This is a genomic window from Streptomyces sp. NPDC085944 (assembly GCF_040686295.1).
In the GTDB taxonomy this organism is placed as follows: Bacteria; Actinomycetota; Actinomycetes; order Streptomycetales; family Streptomycetaceae; genus Streptomyces; species Streptomyces salinarius.
In genome coordinates, this window is the sequence record NZ_JBFBJX010000041.1 from 1 (window position 1) to 17,081 (window position 17,081).

Annotated in this window: 15 protein-coding genes and 3 pseudogenes; 11 read left to right on the forward strand and 7 right to left on the reverse strand. The window is 70.2% G+C overall.

Annotated features, from left to right (window positions below; all coding sequences use genetic code 11):
- Positions 1-143: 143 nt before the first annotated feature.
- Positions 144-1,607, reverse strand: a complete 1,464-nt coding sequence (locus AB0P07_RS36320; protein ID WP_365558604.1) for a catalase — start codon at positions 1,605-1,607, stop codon at positions 144-146.
- Between the two features lie 188 nt (positions 1,608-1,795).
- Between AB0P07_RS36320 and AB0P07_RS36325 the strand changes: the two genes are divergently transcribed.
- The 3 genes from AB0P07_RS36325 (at position 1,796) to AB0P07_RS36335 (ending at position 3,602) form a co-directional block, all read left to right on the forward strand.
- On the forward strand, positions 1,796-2,209 hold the full coding sequence (locus AB0P07_RS36325) for a Fur family transcriptional regulator (RefSeq protein WP_365558606.1): 414 nt from the start codon (positions 1,796-1,798) through the stop codon (positions 2,207-2,209).
- Positions 2,210-2,339: 130 nt separating this feature from the next.
- Entirely contained in the window at positions 2,340-3,068 is a 729-nt protein-coding gene (locus AB0P07_RS36330) for an NAD(P)H-binding protein (protein ID WP_365558608.1), read from the forward strand.
- Positions 3,069-3,602, forward strand: coding sequence for a hypothetical protein (locus tag AB0P07_RS36335; RefSeq protein WP_365558610.1), 534 nt, complete (start codon positions 3,069-3,071; stop codon positions 3,600-3,602). It begins immediately after the preceding gene.
- Between the two features lie 19 nt (positions 3,603-3,621).
- Here the strand turns inward: AB0P07_RS36335 and AB0P07_RS36340 are convergent, their stop codons facing one another.
- The 3 genes from AB0P07_RS36340 to AB0P07_RS36350 form a co-directional block, all read right to left on the reverse strand.
- Positions 3,622-5,391 (reverse strand): ATP-binding cassette domain-containing protein, encoded by a 1,770-nt coding sequence (locus AB0P07_RS36340; RefSeq protein ID WP_365558635.1) that lies wholly within the window; start codon positions 5,389-5,391, stop codon positions 3,622-3,624.
- Positions 5,392-5,737: 346 nt separating this feature from the next.
- Complete coding sequence (locus AB0P07_RS36345) at positions 5,738-6,166, reverse strand: cold shock domain-containing protein (protein WP_365558613.1); 429 nt, start codon at positions 6,164-6,166, stop codon at positions 5,738-5,740.
- Positions 6,167-6,230: 64 nt separating this feature from the next.
- On the reverse strand, positions 6,231-6,383 hold the full coding sequence (locus AB0P07_RS36350) for a hypothetical protein (RefSeq protein WP_365558615.1): 153 nt from the start codon (positions 6,381-6,383) through the stop codon (positions 6,231-6,233).
- Between the two features lie 22 nt (positions 6,384-6,405).
- On the opposite strand from AB0P07_RS36350, the gene AB0P07_RS36355 reads away from it, so the two are divergent.
- Positions 6,406-6,657 carry a hypothetical protein gene (locus AB0P07_RS36355; RefSeq protein WP_365558617.1) on the forward strand — a complete coding sequence of 84 codons (252 nt, stop codon included), beginning with the start codon at positions 6,406-6,408 and terminating at the stop codon, positions 6,655-6,657.
- A gap of 37 nt (positions 6,658-6,694) precedes the next feature.
- Here AB0P07_RS36355 and AB0P07_RS36360 read toward each other — a convergent pair whose 3' ends face one another.
- Positions 6,695-9,013, reverse strand: coding sequence for a beta-L-arabinofuranosidase domain-containing protein (locus AB0P07_RS36360; RefSeq protein WP_365558619.1), 2,319 nt, complete (start codon positions 9,011-9,013; stop codon positions 6,695-6,697).
- A 784-nt stretch (positions 9,014-9,797) separates the two neighbouring features.
- On the opposite strand from AB0P07_RS36360, the gene AB0P07_RS36365 reads away from it, so the two are divergent.
- The 5 genes from AB0P07_RS36365 to AB0P07_RS36385 all read left to right on the forward strand — a co-directional run bounded on the left by AB0P07_RS36365 (position 9,798) and on the right by AB0P07_RS36385 (position 13,006).
- Positions 9,798-10,238, forward strand: coding sequence for an OsmC family protein (locus tag AB0P07_RS36365; protein WP_365558622.1), 441 nt, complete (start codon positions 9,798-9,800; stop codon positions 10,236-10,238).
- Positions 10,239-10,686: 448 nt separating this feature from the next.
- Positions 10,687-11,028: a cupredoxin domain-containing protein gene (locus AB0P07_RS36370; RefSeq protein ID WP_365558624.1), complete on the forward strand. Its 342-nt coding sequence runs from the start codon at positions 10,687-10,689 to the stop codon at positions 11,026-11,028.
- Between the two features lie 95 nt (positions 11,029-11,123).
- Positions 11,124-11,663 carry a helix-turn-helix transcriptional regulator gene (locus AB0P07_RS36375; protein WP_365558626.1) on the forward strand — a complete coding sequence of 180 codons (540 nt, stop codon included), beginning with the start codon at positions 11,124-11,126 and terminating at the stop codon, positions 11,661-11,663.
- 21 nt (positions 11,664-11,684) lie between these two features.
- A complete protein-coding gene (locus tag AB0P07_RS36380) occupies positions 11,685-11,999 on the forward strand; it encodes a YrhK family protein (protein ID WP_365558629.1) in 315 nt (104 codons plus the stop codon).
- Between the two features lie 95 nt (positions 12,000-12,094).
- Positions 12,095-13,006: an SDR family oxidoreductase gene (locus tag AB0P07_RS36385; protein WP_365558630.1), complete on the forward strand. Its 912-nt coding sequence runs from the start codon at positions 12,095-12,097 to the stop codon at positions 13,004-13,006.
- Positions 13,007-13,143: 137 nt separating this feature from the next.
- Here AB0P07_RS36385 and AB0P07_RS36390 read toward each other — a convergent pair.
- Positions 13,144-13,359, reverse strand: a pseudogene (locus tag AB0P07_RS36390) (LysR substrate-binding domain-containing protein); the annotation flags it as partial.
- Positions 13,360-13,468: 109 nt separating this feature from the next.
- Between AB0P07_RS36390 and AB0P07_RS36395 the strand changes: the two are divergent.
- Positions 13,469-16,132, forward strand: coding sequence for a SpoIIE family protein phosphatase (locus tag AB0P07_RS36395; RefSeq protein WP_365558633.1), 2,664 nt, complete (start codon positions 13,469-13,471; stop codon positions 16,130-16,132).
- A gap of 41 nt (positions 16,133-16,173) precedes the next feature.
- On the opposite strand, the pseudogene AB0P07_RS36400 reads toward AB0P07_RS36395, so the two are convergent.
- Positions 16,174-16,296, reverse strand: a pseudogene (locus AB0P07_RS36400) (alpha/beta hydrolase); the annotation flags it as partial.
- Between AB0P07_RS36400 and AB0P07_RS36405 the strand changes: the two are divergent.
- A pseudogene (locus AB0P07_RS36405) lies at positions 16,275-16,742 on the forward strand (alpha/beta fold hydrolase); the annotation flags it as partial. The pseudogenes AB0P07_RS36400 and AB0P07_RS36405 overlap by 22 nt on opposite strands.
- Positions 16,743-17,081 lie beyond the last annotated feature (339 nt).

Below are 17,081 nucleotides of genomic sequence, written 5' to 3' on the forward strand. Positions count from 1 at the left end.
GGTCGCGGTAGGCGTCCGGTGCGGCGCCGGCACCGCGGAGCGCTTCGAGTACGGGGGCGCCGTCGCCGTCACCCAGTACGGCCCACAGGCCGGTGCCCGCGCCGGCGGGGTGCCGGGTACCGCGCGTCTCGCTGACCGGACGGTCAGAGGTTGCCGGCGGCCAGGGCCTCGATCGCCTTGCGGACGCCCTCGCCGTAGGCCGGGTCGGCCTTGGTGCAGTTGGCGATGTGCCGCTCGACGGTCTGCTCGGAGGCGCCGTTGATCGCACGCGCCGTGTTCTCGAAGAGAACCTGCTGCTGCTCCGGGTTCATCTGGCGGAACAGGTTGCCGGGCTGCTCGAAGTAGTTGTCGTCGTCCTCGCGGTAGTTGAACCGGTCGGCGACGGCACCCACGGCCAGGGCGGGCTCGCGGTAGGCGGGCTGCTCCTGCCAGCGCCCGTAGGAGTTGGGCTCGATGCCCGGGGTGGCGCCCTGGTTGCCGTCGACGCGCATGCCGCCGTCGCGGTGGTAGGAGTTCACCGGGCTCTTCGGGGCGTTGACCGGGATCTGGTGGTGGTTGACGCCGAGGCGGTAGCGCTGGGCGTCGCCGTAGGAGAAGAGCCGGCCCTGCAGCATCCGGTCGGGGGAGAAGCCGATGCCCGGGACCACGTTGGCCGGGCTGAAGGCGGCCTGCTCGACGTCCGCGAAGTAGTTGTCGGGGTTGCGGTTGAGCTCCCACTCGCCGACCTCGATCAGCGGGTAGTCCTTCTTCGACCAGACCTTGGTGAGGTCGAAGGGGTGGAAGCGGTAGTTCTCCGCGTCCGCCTCAGGCATGACCTGGATGAACAGCTTCCACTTCGGGAAGTCGCCGTTCTCGATCGCGTCGAAGAGGTCGCGCTGGTGGGACTCGCGGTCTTTGCCGACCAGGGCCTCGGCCTCGGCGTCGGTGAGGTTCTTGATGCCCTGCTGCGTGCGGTGGTGGAACTTGACCCAGAACCGCTCGCCCTCGGCGTTGACGAAGCTGTAGGTGTGCGAGCCGAAGCCGTGCATGTGCCGGTAGGAGGCCGGGATGCCGCGCTCCGACATCACGATCGTGACCTGGTGCAGGGCCTCGGGGAGGTTGGTCCAGAAGTCCCAGTTGTTCTCGGCGTTGCGCAGGTTGGTGCGCGGGTCGCGCTTCACCGCGTGGTTGAGGTCCGGGAACTTCAGCGGGTCGCGGAAGAAGAAGACGGGGGTGTTGTTGCCGACGAGGTCCCAGTTGCCCTCTTCGGTGTAGAACTTCACGGCGAAACCGCGGATGTCGCGCTCCGCGTCGGCGGCGCCGCGCTCACCGGCGACCGTGGAGAACCGGGCGAACAGCTCGGTCTTCTTGCCGACCTCGGAGAAGATCTTCGCGCTGGTGTAGCGCGTGATGTCGTGCGTCACCGTGAAGGTGCCGTAGGCGCCCGAGCCCTTGGCGTGCATCCGGCGTTCGGGAATGACCTCGCGATCGAAGTGGGCGAGCTTCTCCAGGAACCACACGTCCTGCAGCAGCATCGGTCCACGCGGACCCGACGTCAGAGAGTTCTGGTTGTCGGGAACCGGTGCACCGGCAACCGTGGTCAGCGGCTTCTGGTTGTTCTCAGGCAAGGCTTGCTCCTCGGTGTGGTTCGTCGCATGGCGCTCGAAGGCCTGACGGTCCCGGCCGGCCGGCAGTCCGGGGCAAGCTGCCCCGCGCGTTCATGAGCACACCCTACCTTGGACAGGATCTAAGGCAAGGCACCATCCAGAGCGATATCCGCTCTTGAGTTGGCGCCGTTCCCTGTTAGGGTGCTCGCATGAGTGATCTCCTGGAGAGGCTTCGCGAACGCGGCTGGCGCCTGACCGCGCAGCGCCGCGTCGTCGCCGAGGTCCTCGCCGGAGACCACGTCCACCTGACCGCCGACGAGGTGCACGCCCGCGCCGCGCGGCGACTGCCCGAGATCTCCCGGGCGACGGTGTACAACACCCTGCGCGAGCTGGTCCACCGGGGCGAGGTCCTCGAGGTGTCGACCGACGGCCGCGCCAAGCGCTACGACCCGAACGCGCACCGCCCCCACCATCACCTGCTCTGCTCACGCTGCGGTTCGATGCGCGACGTGCGGCCGACGGGCGATCCCCTCGGGGACCTCCCGCCGTCCCAGTCCTTCGGCTTCACCGTCTCCGAGGTGGAAGTGACCTACCGCGGCATCTGCCCCGACTGCGCCGACTGAGCGCGCGGACGGACCGCCACACCGGTCCCGCGAAGCCTCATCCCTTCGGGGCGTTCAAAGAGCCGTCCCCTCCGTACACCGACACAGTGGTTCCTGAACCACACGGATCCGGAGGGAAGAGGGACACGTCATGAAGATCGCGGTCATCGGGGGAACGGGGCTGATCGGTTCGCAGGTCGTCGAGAAGCTGAACGCCGCCGGACACCAGGCGGTGCCCCACTCGCTGTCCACGGGCGTCGACGTAGTCTCCGGCGCCGGAGTGGACCGGGCGGTCGAGGAAACCGATGTCGTCGTCAACCTGACGAACTCCCCGACCTTCGACGACGCCTCGCCGGCCTTCTTCCAGACTTCGATGGACAACCTCCTGGCCGCGGCGGACCGGGCCGGGACGGGGCACTTCGTCATCCTCTCGATCGTCGGCGTCGACCGGGTGCCGGAGCTTGACTACTACCGCGCGAAGCTTCTTCAGGAGGAGATCCTGCGGCGCGGACCCGTCCCGTACTCGATCGTGCGCGCCACCCAGTTCATGGAATTCATGGAGGCCGTGATGGCGTGGACCTCCGACGGCGACACCGTCCGGCTGCCCGCCACGCCGATCCAGCCGATCGCGGCGAAGGACGTGGCGGCCGAGGTCGCGGACGTCGCCGTGGGCGCCCCGCTGAACGGCATCCGCAACATCGGCGGACCGGACGTGTACCCGCTGGACGAACTGGGCCGCCTGACCCTCTCCCGCAACGGCGACGGTCGTACGGTGATCACCGATCCGACCGCCGGCATTTTCGCGGCGGTCAAGGGCGACGTCCTCACCGACCGGGACGCCCGTCCGGCCCCCACCCGGTACACCGACTGGCTCGCCTGAATGAGCGAACACGCCGGTCCCGCGCCCGCTGGGAGCCTCACACCGAGGGGGATTCTCCGGAGCAGGCCCGAGCGGTGGCTGTTCAAGGGCATCTACGGCCTGGTGCTGGCGAGCGCCCTGGTCGCCGCCCTGGACGTACCGGGGGAGGAGGCCAACCCCGGCCAGGACGCGCTGTGGGTCCTGCTCACCGCGCTGACGTCGGGCGCCGCCCACGGCTACGCGCATGTCATCGCCGGGCGTGCGTCCGGCGACGGCACGGCGGGGCCGGGCAGACTGCGCGCGGTGCTCGCCGAGTGGCCGCTGGTCGTCGCCGTGCTGCCGACCGTGGCGATGCTGCTCGCCGCCACGGCCGGGTGGTGGACGGAGGCGGCGGCCGCCGACACGGCCCTGGTGGTCAACACCGTCGCCCTCTTCTGCCTGGGCACCCTGGCCGCCCGCACCGCCGGACTCGGCCGGCTGGCCGCCTGCCGCGCGGGCGCCCTGGACATGCTGCTCGGCCTGGTGGTCATCGTCGCGGACGCGCTGATCGAGTGACGGCGGCGCCCGCCCCGGGTCAGCGGTCCTGGGAGAGCGCGAGGAGCTCGGCGAAGGTCCCGCCGGCATGCACGAGGTCCTCGTACCGGCCCTGCTCGGTGATCCGCCCGTGCTCCATGACGACGATGTGATCGGCGATCTTCGTGTTCTCCAGGCGGTGGGTCACCACGATGGTGATGCGCTCGGCGGCGACCGCCTTGATCCGCTCGAAGATCTGATGCTCGCCGCGCGGATCCATCTGCGAGGTCGGCTCGTCCAGGATCAGCAGCCCCGGGCGGCGGTAGAGCGCCCTCGAACACGCCACGCGCTGCCACTGGCCCCCGGAGAGCTCGGTGCCGCCGAAGACGTCGCGGGAGAGCAGGGTGTCCAGCCCCGAGGGGAGGCGGTCGACGGTCTCGCGCAGGCCGACGGCGTCGACGGCCTCCCACACCGGGGCGTCGTCGTGGGTGCGGGGCTGCCCGAGGGTCACGTTCTCGCGGACCGGCATCGGCCACTGGGCGAAGATCTGCGGCACCAGACCGACCTGCGCCCACACGGTGGCGGGGTCCACCTCGGCGAGGTCCGTGCCGTTCCAGGTGACCCGGCCCTTGTCCGGCAGGTAGATGCCGGTCAGCAGCCGGGTCAGCGTGGACTTGCCCGAGCCGTTGGCCCCGACGACGGCGAGGATCTGGCCGCGCTCCAGGGTCAGGGAGACGCCGTCCACGGCGGGTTCGTCCTTGCCCGGGTACCGGTAGACGACCTCCTCGAGCCGGATGCGCTCTGTCGGCCCCTCGTGCCTGCCGGGCCCGCGTTTCGGGACGCGGGCCGCGGCGTCGTCGAGGAAGGCCTGCATGTCGCTCAGGTAGAGGCTGGTGTGGAAGACTGCGGCGCCGTTGACGACGACCTGGGACAGCGCGGCCAGCGTGGTCTGCACTGCGATGACGGCCGTGGCCGCGACCGCGAGTGCGATCCGGCCCGAGACCGCCAGCCAGGCGAGGACTGCCCAGGTCGCCACGAGGAAGACTCCACCGGCCGACGCGGACAGTACCGCGATCCGCAACGTGCGTGGCGCGGCTGCCAGCGTGCGCCGGTCGCAGCGGTCGGACAGCGTGCGGTACCAGTGGACGAGGTAGTCCGTCATCGAGTTGGCGCGGACCTCGTCGCCGTACTTCGACGTGGTCGCCCACCAGCGCATCATGCCGCGTACGTTGCGGTCGGCGATGTTGGCGTAGTGGACCTCGTAGTCGACCCGGGCGGTCAGGACCGCACCCGCACCGGCCGGCAGTACGGCGAGCAGGAGCAGCGGCAGCATCAGCGGGTTGAGCGCCGACAGGACGCCCCCGGCCGTGACCGTCCGGATCAGCGCGGACAGGAACCGCTGCGCGTCGGTGACCATCACCTGGGTGCGGATCACCCCCATCTCCGCCGCCTCGTGCCGGTCCGAGAACCCCTCCCGCGCGTATGCGGAGGCCTCCACCCGGCACACCGCCTCGACCAGGGCGCTGTCCGTCTCGGTCGTCAGCCTGGGGGTGATCCGCCGCTCGGAGTACGTGGCCACCGCCGCGGCACCGCGGCCCAGCGCGGCGGCGAGCGCGACCACCAGCAGCGCCGGGACGGCCCCGCGCAGCCGGTCGCCCGCGGAGCCCTCGCCGAGGACGGGCTCCATGGCGCGGGCGGTCGCGGTCAGCAGCACGGCGGCCGAGACACCGGTGACCACCTGGCAGCCGAGCAGCAGTTGCACCGCCCGTCGGTCCGTCCGCCACGACAGGCGGGCGATCCGGCCGAGCACGGCGGGGATCTGCGCGCACATCCGCCGGAAGGAGACCTCGGCGAGCGGATCGACGGAATACCGTCCGCTGTAGGTGATCTCCGCCGGCTGCGGCGGTGGAGGAGGAGCGGCGGCTGCCTGCCGCTGTCCGTTCTGCTGTCCGGTCGCGTCGGTCGAGGTCAACGGGTCCCCCTTGACGGTCGTTGAGCACGGTCGTGAAGCTCAACGACCGGACCGGGATATCGAACACATGTGTTTCGGTCGCCGTCGCAACCCCGGAATTCGGCGCCTGCGGGTGCATGCAGGATGCACGGACCCGGACGGGGCAGCACAGGTGCGGAGCAGGGAGGTTGGCCGAATTCAGTAGGGCCGGTCGGGGAGCGCGTCCTCAGTCCTCGACCCAGCCGTGACCCTCGCCGAACTTCAGGAGCGCGCCGCGGATGGTGAGGACCTGTTCCGCGGTCAGCTGCGGACTGGAGGTCAGCAGCAGTTCCGTCACGTCGCGCCGGTACTCGTCGGACGTCAGCACGTCGCACATCGGATGGCCGTTCTCGTCGGACACCGGGACCCGGGGCGCGGGCTCCTGGTGGCGCCGCGCGGTCCCGGGCCGCTCGCCCTCGGCGAGGCGGATGTCCGACGCCTTGAGTCCGCGCTCGCCGCTCTCCACCTCGAACTCCACGGCCAGACCGGAGCGCACGTACTCCTCGGGAATGAGCAGATCGTTCACGTGCAGGAAGATGTCCTCGCCGCCGCCGTCCGGCGCGATGAACCCGTAACCCCGCGTACTGTCGAAACGCACCACACGACCCGCGACCATGCGGACCCCCCAACCTCTGGAAAACCACACCCGTCCGGGGCCCTTCCCCGGCGCCGTGTGCATGCTATCCGGCCGGGTTCCCGGTGGCCGTCACGTCGTTGACGGGGTACCGCGCGCGCTGCCCGGTGAGGACCCGTACGGCCTCCTCCGCCGCGATGGCGCGTACCGTCCCGATCGCTTCCTGCGAGTAGTGGGCGGCGTGCGGGGTGACGACCACGTTGGGAAAGTCCAGGAGGGGGTTGTCCGGCCGTCAGTCGCCGATCGGCCGGCTGCTGCCGGACGTCTTCCGGGGCGACCCCGCCCTGTCCATCCGCGGAGACGAGGCCGAGGAGGCGTGGCGCGTCGTCGAGCCGGTCCTGTCCGCCTGGGAGCGGGGGCTGGTGCCGCCGGAGGAGTACCCGGCCGGCTCGGACGGGCCGCCCGAGCGCCACGCCATGCCCGAGCGGCGGGACGAGTTGCTGCACGAGGAGTCGGTCATGCCGGCCGGGTGAGCGCCCGCCCCGGCGGAGCCGCCGAAGGACGCCGTGGTCAGCGCAGGATGCGCCAGCGGTTGTCCGCCGTGCCGTCGTCCGCGTCCTGTACGACGAAGGCGCCGACGGCAGGGGAGTCGTTCCGCACGGCCAGGAGTTTCCCGCTGTGGGCGTTGCGGATCGTGCAGGTGCCGTCCCCCTGGTCGAGGAGCGTCCAACGGTGGTCCGCGGTGCCGTTGTCCGCCCACTGCAGCACGGTGGCACCGTCGGCGGTGGACATGTCGAGGACGCCCAGCACCTTGCCGCTGTGCAGGTTGCGCAGACGGTGGGTGCCGTCCGCGTCGGGTACCAGTTCCCAGTCGTGGTCGGCGGTCCCGGAGTCCGTCCAGAGCAGGGCACGGCCGCCGTCGGCGGTGGACATGTCCTGGATGCCCAGCACCAGACCGCCCGTGGCGCTGCCGATGCGGACGTTTGCGCGGCTGCTGGTGTTCCAGTAGACGGTGTAGTTGTGCCCGTGGGCGTCGTGGAACGGGCCGAGGCGCACGGTGGCACCGTTCGCGGTCGCGGTGAACGCGAGCGCGGTGGGACTGGTCCGCCTGATCGAGGCGACGTCCAGGGAAGGAAGGGAGGACGGCGTGGTGTCGCCGTAGTTCCCGGACAGGGTGACCGGGCCGTGCGTGACGGCACCGACGTCCGGATTGTCGTTGGCCGGCCGTACGACGGTGCGCATCGGGAGGCGGACGGTGACGGTGTCCCCAAAGGCCCAGGCGCGCTCCACCGTGGCGTAGGTCCCGGGCGCGGCGGTCACCTCCTGCGTGACGCCGTTGACGCTGATGACGGCACCGGTGGTCCAGCCCGGGATGCGGATGCGCATCGCCCAGGTGCCGCCCATCCGGCCGGTGACCCGCAGCGCCGTGGTGTCGCTCTGAGGGTACGAGGTGGTCTGGGTGACGGTGATGCCGCGCTCGGCCCAGGTGAGGACCGAGGGGACGAACAGGTTCACGGTCAGGGTGGTGCCGCCGTCGTGGAAGTAGACGGAGTCCATCAGCCGCGTGTGCATCTCCAGGCCGGTGCCCTGGCAGCACCAGAACGTGGTGTAGTCGGTGCTCCAGGTGCCGCCGCCCCACGCGGGCCCCACACCGCGCCGGCCGCCCGGCTTCAGCGGGGTGAAGTAGGTGACGTGACCGTGGGGGTCGGCGGGGTTCTGCTGGCCGATCATGTGGTTGAGCCACGCCTGCTCATAATAGTCGAACAGCTCGGCCCGGCCCGGTGTCAGCGCGAACAACTCACGGGTGAGACCTAGCATGTTGACCGTGTTGCAGCTCTCGCAGGTGTCGTTCGCCAGGTGCGCGGCGATCGCGTTCGGGGCGCGGAAGTGTTCCGCCTGGCTGTTGCCCCCGATGGCGTAGGTGTGGGTCGTCACGCACATGCGCCAGGCGTTGGTGGCGATGTCCCGGTAGCGGGTGTCGCCGGTGGCCTTGTACTCGCGCACGGCGCCGATCCACTTCGGCACCTGTGTGTTGGCGTGCAGCCCGGCCAGCCGGTCCTGGTCCGCCGCCAGCGGGTCGAACACCGCGGCGTGGTCGAAGCGCTGGGCCACGGTGAGCCAGCGGGTGTCGCCGGTCTGCTGGCAGAGATCGGTCAGGACGGCGTTCATACCGCCGAACTCGGTGCCCAGGACGGCCTGCATCCGCGCGGTGCTCAGCCTGCCGGTGCGCCGGTCGACCCAGCCCGCCAGGGCGAGCAGTACGTCCCGGGCCTGGACACTGCCGACGTGCCGCCACACGTCGAGGAGTCCGGTGAGCGTCTTGTGGATCGTGTAGTACGGCACGTTGCCGTTGGCCAGCGTCCCGGACTCCAGGGCGTCGAAGTCCGACTCGGGGTAGCCGCACAGGTACCCGGCGCCGAAGCCCGCGGCGCCGTTGTTGGCCTGGCACTTGGCCAGCTCGGCCACCATGTACAGCGCCTTGTCCCGGCAGACGGTGTCCCCGGTCACGGCGTACACCTGCGCCCATGCGGTGAGGAAGTGGCCCTGCACGTGGCTGCGGAAGGGGAAGCCGGGGGCCTCCCAGCCGCCGGTCGCGGCGGCGCCGTTCACGGACAGGCCGTGGTTGGCGCGGAAGTTGTACAGCAGCCGGTCGACGTCGACGAACCGGAGATAGCTCCGGGTGCGGTTCTGGTTGTCCAGCCACCTGCTCGCGGTCAGCCGGACCCGGCCGAGGTCGAAGGGAAACGCCAGCGCTCCGATGTCGGCCCTGGCCGGTGGGAGGGTCGCGCCGTGGGCGGGCGAGCCACCGGCGAGAGGGCCGACGGCGGTCGCGGCAGCCGTCGTTCCGGCGAGCTGGAGGATGCGCCTTCTGCTGAGGGGGACAGGCATGGAACCACCTTTGCGTTCACCGTGACGGGACAGGGGACGGAAGGCTGTGGCTCGGCTGTTCATTTGTGCGACATTTCGAACGCTGTTCGTGAAATCGTCGAGACCATAGTTCCGGTGTTGCCGGCCCGTCAACGCACCCGACGACTTCGGCCCGATGGCGCCCGGACGTGACGCCGTCGTCCCTCACTCGATGCGAACACTCGCGCCGGGGGTGAGCCGACGGTAGCGGGCGGGAACCCCTGGCCCCCGTTCACCGAGGAACCCCTCGACCATCGTGGTTCCGACGTCGTTGACGGCGCCGTCGTGCACGGCCTAGGCGGCGCGGGAGGCGACCTCGCGGACGTAGTCGATCAGGTCGCCGACGGTGGACCAGGGCGCGTGCACGGGCAGCGGCAGCGTGCCGACCGGCGTGGCGGGCACGGTCAGGGCGTCGCCGGGGTGGAACAGTGACTGGTCGACCAGGAAGCCGATGTTCGGAATGCGCGGGACGTCCGGGTGGATGACCGCGTGCCAGGTTCCGTGTACCTGGACGTCGAAGCCCGCGACGCTGAAGGCGTCCCCGTTCCCGGTGGCGACGACCCGGTCGCCGAGGCCGTCCAGGCGCTGCGCGACACGGGAGTTTGGCCCAGATGCGCAGACCCGGCCGCGCCGCGGCCGCCCGGCGCAGCGCCTCCTCGCAGAAGTGGTCGAAGTGTTCGTGCGTCACGAGCACCGTTGGATCTTCCGCGAGGCGAGCCGGACCGGCGCCGTGGGCCGGTGGGGCGGGGTGACTACTGTGAGCGCCATGAGCGAAGACTCCAAGCGTTCCGTCGTCGTCGAACGCATCAGCAGCGGCCAGTTCGTGGCAACCAACACCCGCGGCGGAACGATCAGTTTCGGTACGGTCCCGGACAGCGGCCAGGAGACCGGGTTCACCCCCGTCGAGTTGTTCCTGGCGGCGATCGGCGGCTGCACGGCGGTGGACGTCGACGTCGCCACCGGCCGCCACGCAGAGCCCACTCGCTTCGCCGTGACGGTCACGGGGGACAAGGTCAGCGACGACCTGGGCAACCGCATGACGAACCTTCAGGTCACGTTCGCCGTGACCTTCCCGGACGACGAGGGAGCGGAGCGCGCCCGAGCCATCCTGCCCCGCGCGGTCAGGACCTCCCACGACCGTCTCTGCACCGTGAGCAGGACCGTCGAGGTCGGCACACCGGTATCCACGACGGTCGCCGACGCCTGACCCTCGGCGGCCCCGGAGACCGGACACAGCGAGGTACTGGATCGTGGGGCCCGTCCGGGCGCGACCGCACTCCGAACAGACGCGGTCGGACGGTGGCTCCGTCGGCCTGGAGATGCACTGGGCCCGTGGGCCCCGACAGACGGGCCACGTGCTGCCCGTGGGGTGGCCGACCAGCAAAGAGACCTCATGAGACGGCTCAGGGCGGCCACCGCGCTGGCCTGCGGTGTGCCGGTCGCCGCCGCGGCGACCGGATGCGCGGGTGGCGGCGCCGACGGTACGCAGACGGCCAACGCGGCGGACAGCCTCGACACCGACGTGGTCCCCGCGGCGACCTCGTCGGCGGCCCCCGCTGGCGAGCCAAGGACGGCCCCTACGGCAAGATGCGGGTCGACGAGAAGGGCCGGACGCTCTACCTCCGTGCGCCTCGGCGCCGTCACCGCCTGCACCCTTGCTCTGGCCACCCTCCTCGGTGTTCGAACGGTGGAGGCGGTGGCGGCGACGGCGCGACCGAGACGGCCACCGGCCCGTCCACGGTGGTGGCACCCGGATCGTCATCCAGGACTTCAAGTTCCGGCCGGCCTCACTGACCGTTTCCGCCGGCGCGAAGGCCACCGTCGTCAACAAGGACACTGCCACGCACACCGTGACGGCGTCCAAGGGCGGCTCCTTCGACACCGAAGACATCGCTCCCGGCAAGAGCGCCACCTTCACGGATCCGTCCAAGCCGGGCGGCTTTCCTTGCACGTGCACGATCCACCCGTTCATGAAGGGCACGCTCACCGTCGAGTGAGCTCCGGCCGCCGGTAGGAACCAGAGGCATAACATGGTGCCCATACGCAAGAGGATGGGGAGCCGGACAGCCTCGTACGCAAACGAATCCGTGCGTTGCGCGTCGCACAGGGATGGTCGCTGGACGAGTTGGCCACGCCTGCCAACCTCAGCCAGTCCTCACTGAGCCGTATCGAGAACGGCCGGCGCCGCCTCGCCCTGGACCAGTTGGTCACCCTCGCCCGCGCACTGGACACCACCTTGGACCAACTCGTCGAGAACGCCGCCGAAGACGTCGTCTTCAGCCCGATGATCGACGCCGCGCACGGTCTGATGCGCCGGCCCGTGAAGGGCGACCCGGGTATGACCGTGATGCGTCAGCGGACGACCGATCCGCCGCCCGACAATCCGGTCCGGATGCGCGCCCACCCCGGCCGGGAATGGCTGGTGGTCCTGTCCGGCGCCGCCGTCCTCGCACTCGGCCACCGCCGCTTCCGCGTCGAGACCGACCAGGCCGCCGAGTTCCCCACGATGATGCCCCACTCCATCGGCGCCGAGGGCGGACCGTGCGAGATCATGGGCATCTTCGACCGTGACGCCCGACGCGGCCACCAGACCAACGCCGACGCCGGCGGCTCGGAGCCGGATACCGGCTGAAGGCGCCCGTAACGTGGAAGCATGAAAGACACTGCGCGAAGCACGTCGCTGGTCATCCACCTGGGCCGGGAGGAACTCGTCATCAGGCGACGCTACGAAGCCGCCAGTATCGCCAACGACGTCCTGATCGCCCTGTGGTTCATCGCGGGGAGCGTCATGTTCTTCTCCGAGCAGTGGACCACAACGGGAACCTGGTGCTTCCTCATCGGCAGCATCGAACTCCTCATCCGCCCCGCCATTCGCCTCACCCGCCACCTGCACCTGCAACGCGTCCACTCCCACGCCTCAGGTCCCCATTCCTCTCCTGCTCCCCCCGACGGCTCCCAGGACTACTGAACGTACGTATGAACCCGTTTGCTCAGGGTTCCGCCGGTTACGCGATCACGCGTGGCAACGGGACATCGTTTCCGAGACGGCAGCAGGATCACGCCATGCACGACAGCGGCAACACCGGCGACACGGCCCCGCAGGTCACCTCGGAGCCGGCCCCGCCCTACCCGCACCAACGCCAGCAGCCCCCAGGCCTCGAGCGGGACATGAACCCGGAACCACGCTTCCTGGCCTCCCGCTACCGAGCGGCCGGCAAACTCCGCGGCAAGGTCGCCCTGATTACCGGCGGGGACTCGGGCATCGGCCGTGCGGTGGCCGTCCTGTATGCACGCGGGGGCGCCGACGTCGCCGTCGTTCACCTGCCGGAGGAGCAGGCGGACGCCGAGGAGACGCGCCGCGCGGTGCGGGCGGAGGGGCGCCAGTGCCTGCTGCTCGCCGGCGACCTGGCCGAGGCGGCCTTCTGCCGGGAGGTCGTCGAACAGACCGTGCGCGAGCTGGGCGGTCTGAACATCCTGGTGAACAACGCTGCCCACCTGAACAGCCGGCTGGACTTGTCGCAGCTGTCGTACGAGGACTGGGACCGGTCCTTCAAAGTCAATGTCCATGCGTACTACCACCTGGTTCAGGCCGCGCGTCCTCACCTCAAAGCGGGTGACGCGATCATCGCCACGGCTTCGGAAGAGGCCCTCAAGGGCAGCGACACCATGATCGACTATGCGGCGGCCAAGGCCGCCCTGGTCAATTTCACGAAGTCGATCGCCGCACACCTGGCCAAGGACGGCATCCGGGCGAACGTGGTCGCACCCGGTCCGACCTGGACGGCACTCAACGTGGCCGACCCGAACATGCCGCAAGAGGGCCTCGCGCACCTCGGCAGCGAAGGCCCCGCGGGCCGGGTCGCGCAGCCCGAGGAGATCGCCCCGGCATACGTCCATCTCGCCTCCGACGCCGACTCCAGCTACACCATCGCCGAAATCATCGCCGTCACGGGCGGACTGACCTCCACTCGCTGACAGCCGGGCCCACCTGCGGGTTCGGCGGGAGGTGCGAAGGCCCCGGGCGCTCCACGAGGGGACCGCGGCGGAACCCCGCACCCCCCAACCGCGGCTGTCCGGGCGGGTACCGACTGATGAGCCGTCAGCCCCACTCGTCATCTCCGCCCGAGCCGTCGTACGACGTCCTCGAGGAAGTCGTCCAGCGCCGCCACGTGCGTCCGGCCCCGGGGCCGGGCCAGCCCCACCCGGCTCGGAGACACCCCGTGAACCGGGCGGAACACCACACCCGGGTGGGCGTAGAAACGGGCCACCGACGTCGGGGCCAGCGCCACGCAGCCGCCCGCCGCCGCTCCGAGCCACTCGTCGGGCCGCCTTTCGCGGCGGCCGGACCCGGCTTCTTCTTCGCCACTGCTCTCGCCTCGCTGCTCTACCGGATGGCAATGCCCTGATAAGTGATAAAACGGGTGAATGCGCAAGGCGATGAGTGGCGTATCAGCGGTGCCGCGCAGACCATGGCCGCAGAGCGTCGCGGCGCAAGTCTTCGTACTGCAGTTGCTGGTCATGCTGCTCCTGGCCGTACTCAGTGACGTCACCCTGGTGTACGAGACGCGGAGCCAGACCGTGCGTGGGGCACGGCACCAAGCCCTCGCGGTGGCCGCGGGCTTCGCCAGTTCCCCCGGTGTCGCGGCAGCCTTGAAGGGCACCAACCCGACCGCTGTGCTGCAGCCGCTGGCCGAAGAGGCTCGGCAGACCTCGGGCGTGGATTTCGTCGCCGTCCTGAATCGCGACGGTGTCCGCTACACCGACGTCCGACCCGATCTGATCGGCAAGCGGGCAACCGGAGACTTCAGCCGGGCGTTGGACGGCGAGTCCTACACCGAACTGTTCAGGGGAGCGCCGACGGACGCCGTCCGCGCCGTCGTACCGGTCACCGACGCGGACGGAACGGTGACGGGGCTCGTGACGGCCGGCCTGGAGATCAGCACGGTGAGCAGTACCTTCAACCGGCAGCTTCCGTTGCTGGCAGCCGGTGCCGCAGGGTCACTGGCGTTGGCCACCGGCGCGGCGTGGCTGGTCAGCCGACGGTTGCGCCGGCAGACACACGGGCTGGGACCGACCGAGGTGACGCGCATGTACGAACACCACGACGCGGTGCTGCACGCGGCGCGCGAAGGAGTCCTGGTGATCGGGGCGGACGGCCGCTTGTCGCTGGTCAACGACGAGGCACGAAGGCTGTTGCAGCTGCCGGCCGATGCCGAGCACCGGCCGATGCGCGACCTCGGCCTGCCCGACTCGATGGTGCGGCTCCTGGCGTCCGACCGAAGCGTGGACGACGCCGTTCAACCGGTGGGCGGACGCCTGCTCGCCGTCAACGTGCGACGGACCAGCCGTGGCGGACACGGCCCGGCCGGGGGCGTCGCGACACTGCGGGACACCACTGAGCTCCGTGCCCTCGCCGGGCGAGCGGAAGTCGCACACGAACGCCTGGAACTGCTGTACCGGGCGAGCGCGGAGATCGGCAGCACCCTGGACGTGGCCTGTACCGCCGAAGAACTCGCGGACCTCGTCGTCCCGCAGTTCGCGGACGTCGTCACCGTCGACCTCTTCGACGTCGTACTGCGGGGCGAGGAACCCGTGCCGGGCGTGGCGTCGTCAGTGCGCCGCGTGGCGGTACGCGGAGCGGTCGAAGCCTGGCCCTTCCACGAGGCGGGCAGCAGCCTGGAGTACGCGCCCGTCGCGGAGCAGCGTCGGACGATGGACGGTGAGGACGCCGTCCTGGTATCCGATCTGGCGCAGTCGCAGGACTGGCGCGTACCGGATCCGGAAGGCGCGCAGCAGGTTCTCCGACTGGGTTTCCACTCGCTCCTCGCGGTGCCGCTGCGGGCCCGGGGAGTGGTGCTGGGACTCGTCATGTTCTGGCGCGGCAGCCGGCCTCCGTTCCAGCCGGACGACGTGGCGCCCGCGGAGGAACTGTCGGCCCGCGCGGCGGTCTGCATCGACAACGCGCGCCGCTACACGCGCGAGCACGCCACCGCGGTCTCCCTCCAGCGCAGCCTGCTGCCGCGAGACCTGCCCCGGCAGGATGCCGTCGAAGCGGCCCACCGCTACCTGCCGGCCCGATCAGGCGTGGGCGGCGACTGGTTCGACGTCATCCCCCTCTCGGGCGCCCGAGTCGCCCTGGTGGTGGGCGACGTGGTGGGACACGGACTGCAGGCCGCCGCCACCATGGGCAGACTGAGAACCGCGGTCCTGACCTTCTCGGCCCTCGATCTGACTCCGGAAGACCTCCTCTGCTCCCTGGATCAACTCGTCACGCGTGTGGACGCCGCCCATCAGGCGGGAGGCGAAGACCACACCATCACGGGCGCGACCCTCGTGTACGCGGTCTACGACCCGACCAGCGGCAGGTGTGCCTTCGCCGGTGCCGGACACCCGCCGCCGGCGCTGGTCCTGCCCGACGGCTCGGTCGAGTTCGTGGACGTGCCGGCCAATCTGCCGCTGGGCCTGGGAAGCGTTCCGTTCCAGACCACCGACATCGCCATCCCGCCGGGAAGCCGCCTCGTTCTCTACACCGACGGGCTGGTGGAAAGCCGGGGCAGAGCCATCGACACCGGAATGGAGCTGCTGCGGTCGGTGCTCACCGACACGGAGCCGGACCCTGAGAGCACGTGCCGTACCGTCATCGAGGCCATGGCCCCCACCGGATCGCACGACGACGTCGCCCTGCTCGTCACCCGCACCCGCGGTTTCCCGGCCGAGCACATCGCGCAGTGGGACGTTCCCGCCGACTTCGAAGCGGTCGGTGCTGTCCGTACGCAGTGCATGCGGCAACTGGAAAGGTGGGCCCTCGACACGGGTTTCACCACAGAACTCATCCTCAGCGAACTGATCACGAACGCCGTGCGGTACGGCGCGCCGCCGATCACCGTCCGGCTGCTTCGGCACCACGTCCTGATCTGCGAAGTGTACGACGCGAGCAGCACCGCACCGCGCGTCGTCCAGGCAGCCGAGTTGGACGAGGGCGGACGCGGCTTGTTCCTCGTGGCCCAGCTCGCCGATCGGTGGGGCGTGCGCTACACGACAGACGGCAAAGTCATCTGGGCCGAACAGTCACTCACTCCGGACCTCGGCACGGCCCGCTGACCGCCGGCCCGATGCACGCCGCAGCCGTCCTGGGAGGTTCAGGACTGGTGGGGCGTCAGCTTCGGGGCCAGATGGCGCCAGTGGTAGCCGGTCTTGGGCACGCCGTGCAGCAGTACCACGGCGGGGCCGGCCCCCGCCGTCCGGTAGTAAAGGCTCGTGCCGTTACACTGTCGTCGTGCCCGACCTGCGCGGTCTCGGCGACTCGGCCCGCCCTGCGAGCGGCTACGACTCCGCGACGATGAGCGATGACATCGCCGAGCTGATGGCCCGCCTCGGACACGAAACCTACGCCGTGATCGGCGAGGACTGGGGCGCCGTGATCGGCTATCAACTTGCCGCCCGCCACCGCGCACACGTCACCGCCCTGGTCTTCGCCGAAGCGCTGCTTCCCGGCTTCGGCTTCGAGGACCACACCGCCCTGACCCCCGAGAACGTGTCCGGCGGCATGCATCTGTGGCACCTGGGCTTCTACTTCCAGCCTGACGTCCCCGAGATGCTGATCACCGGGCACGAACGCGAACTGATCACCTACATGATCAAGAACGAGCGCAGCCACCCCGACACCGCCACCCCCGACGCCGTCGAGGAGTACGTGCGCTGCTACTCCATGTTCGGCTGACGGGACACGTGTCCGGTCCTGGTGACACACGCCACGCCAACGGTGCCTTCCGCCCGATGGTGTGGCGTCGTGTCAGTTTCCTCGGTGCGGCAACGAGCCCACGGTGAGGACCTCACTGAGGGCTCCTCGCGGTCAGAGCCGCATATCTTCCTTCCCGTGGCCACGACGGTGTTCCCGGACCACCGCGACCACGGTGTCCGCGGTCCGGGTTCTTCATGACCACGAGATGTCCGTCCTCAGAGGGCGTTAAGTCCCGTTCCTGATGATGTGGTGTCGCCCGTTCGTGGGTGATGGGGCGGTTTCGCCCTCGTGTCATGGCGTGTACATGAT

Bases quoted from the DNA above. Each gene is read 5' to 3' on its own strand.
- AB0P07_RS36340 (WP_365558635.1), bottom strand. From the start codon at position 5,391: ATGTGCGCGCAGATCCCCGCCGTGCTCGGCCGGATCGCCCGCCTGTCG.
- AB0P07_RS36365 (WP_365558622.1), top strand. From the start codon at position 9,798: ATGAGCGAAGACTCCAAGCGTTCCGTCGTCGTCGAACGCATCAGCAGC.
- AB0P07_RS36395 (WP_365558633.1), top strand. From the start codon at position 13,469: ATGAGTGGCGTATCAGCGGTGCCGCGCAGACCATGGCCGCAGAGCGTC.
- AB0P07_RS36385 (WP_365558630.1), top strand. From the start codon at position 12,095: ATGCACGACAGCGGCAACACCGGCGACACGGCCCCGCAGGTCACCTCG.
- AB0P07_RS36330 (WP_365558608.1), top strand. From the start codon at position 2,340: ATGAAGATCGCGGTCATCGGGGGAACGGGGCTGATCGGTTCGCAGGTC.
- AB0P07_RS36360 (WP_365558619.1), bottom strand. From the start codon at position 9,013: ATGCCTGTCCCCCTCAGCAGAAGGCGCATCCTCCAGCTCGCCGGAACG.
- AB0P07_RS36335 (WP_365558610.1), top strand. From the start codon at position 3,069: ATGAGCGAACACGCCGGTCCCGCGCCCGCTGGGAGCCTCACACCGAGG.
- AB0P07_RS36380 (WP_365558629.1), top strand. From the start codon at position 11,685: ATGAAAGACACTGCGCGAAGCACGTCGCTGGTCATCCACCTGGGCCGG.
- AB0P07_RS36345 (WP_365558613.1), bottom strand. From the start codon at position 6,166: ATGGTCGCGGGTCGTGTGGTGCGTTTCGACAGTACGCGGGGTTACGGG.
- AB0P07_RS36325 (WP_365558606.1), top strand. From the start codon at position 1,796: ATGAGTGATCTCCTGGAGAGGCTTCGCGAACGCGGCTGGCGCCTGACC.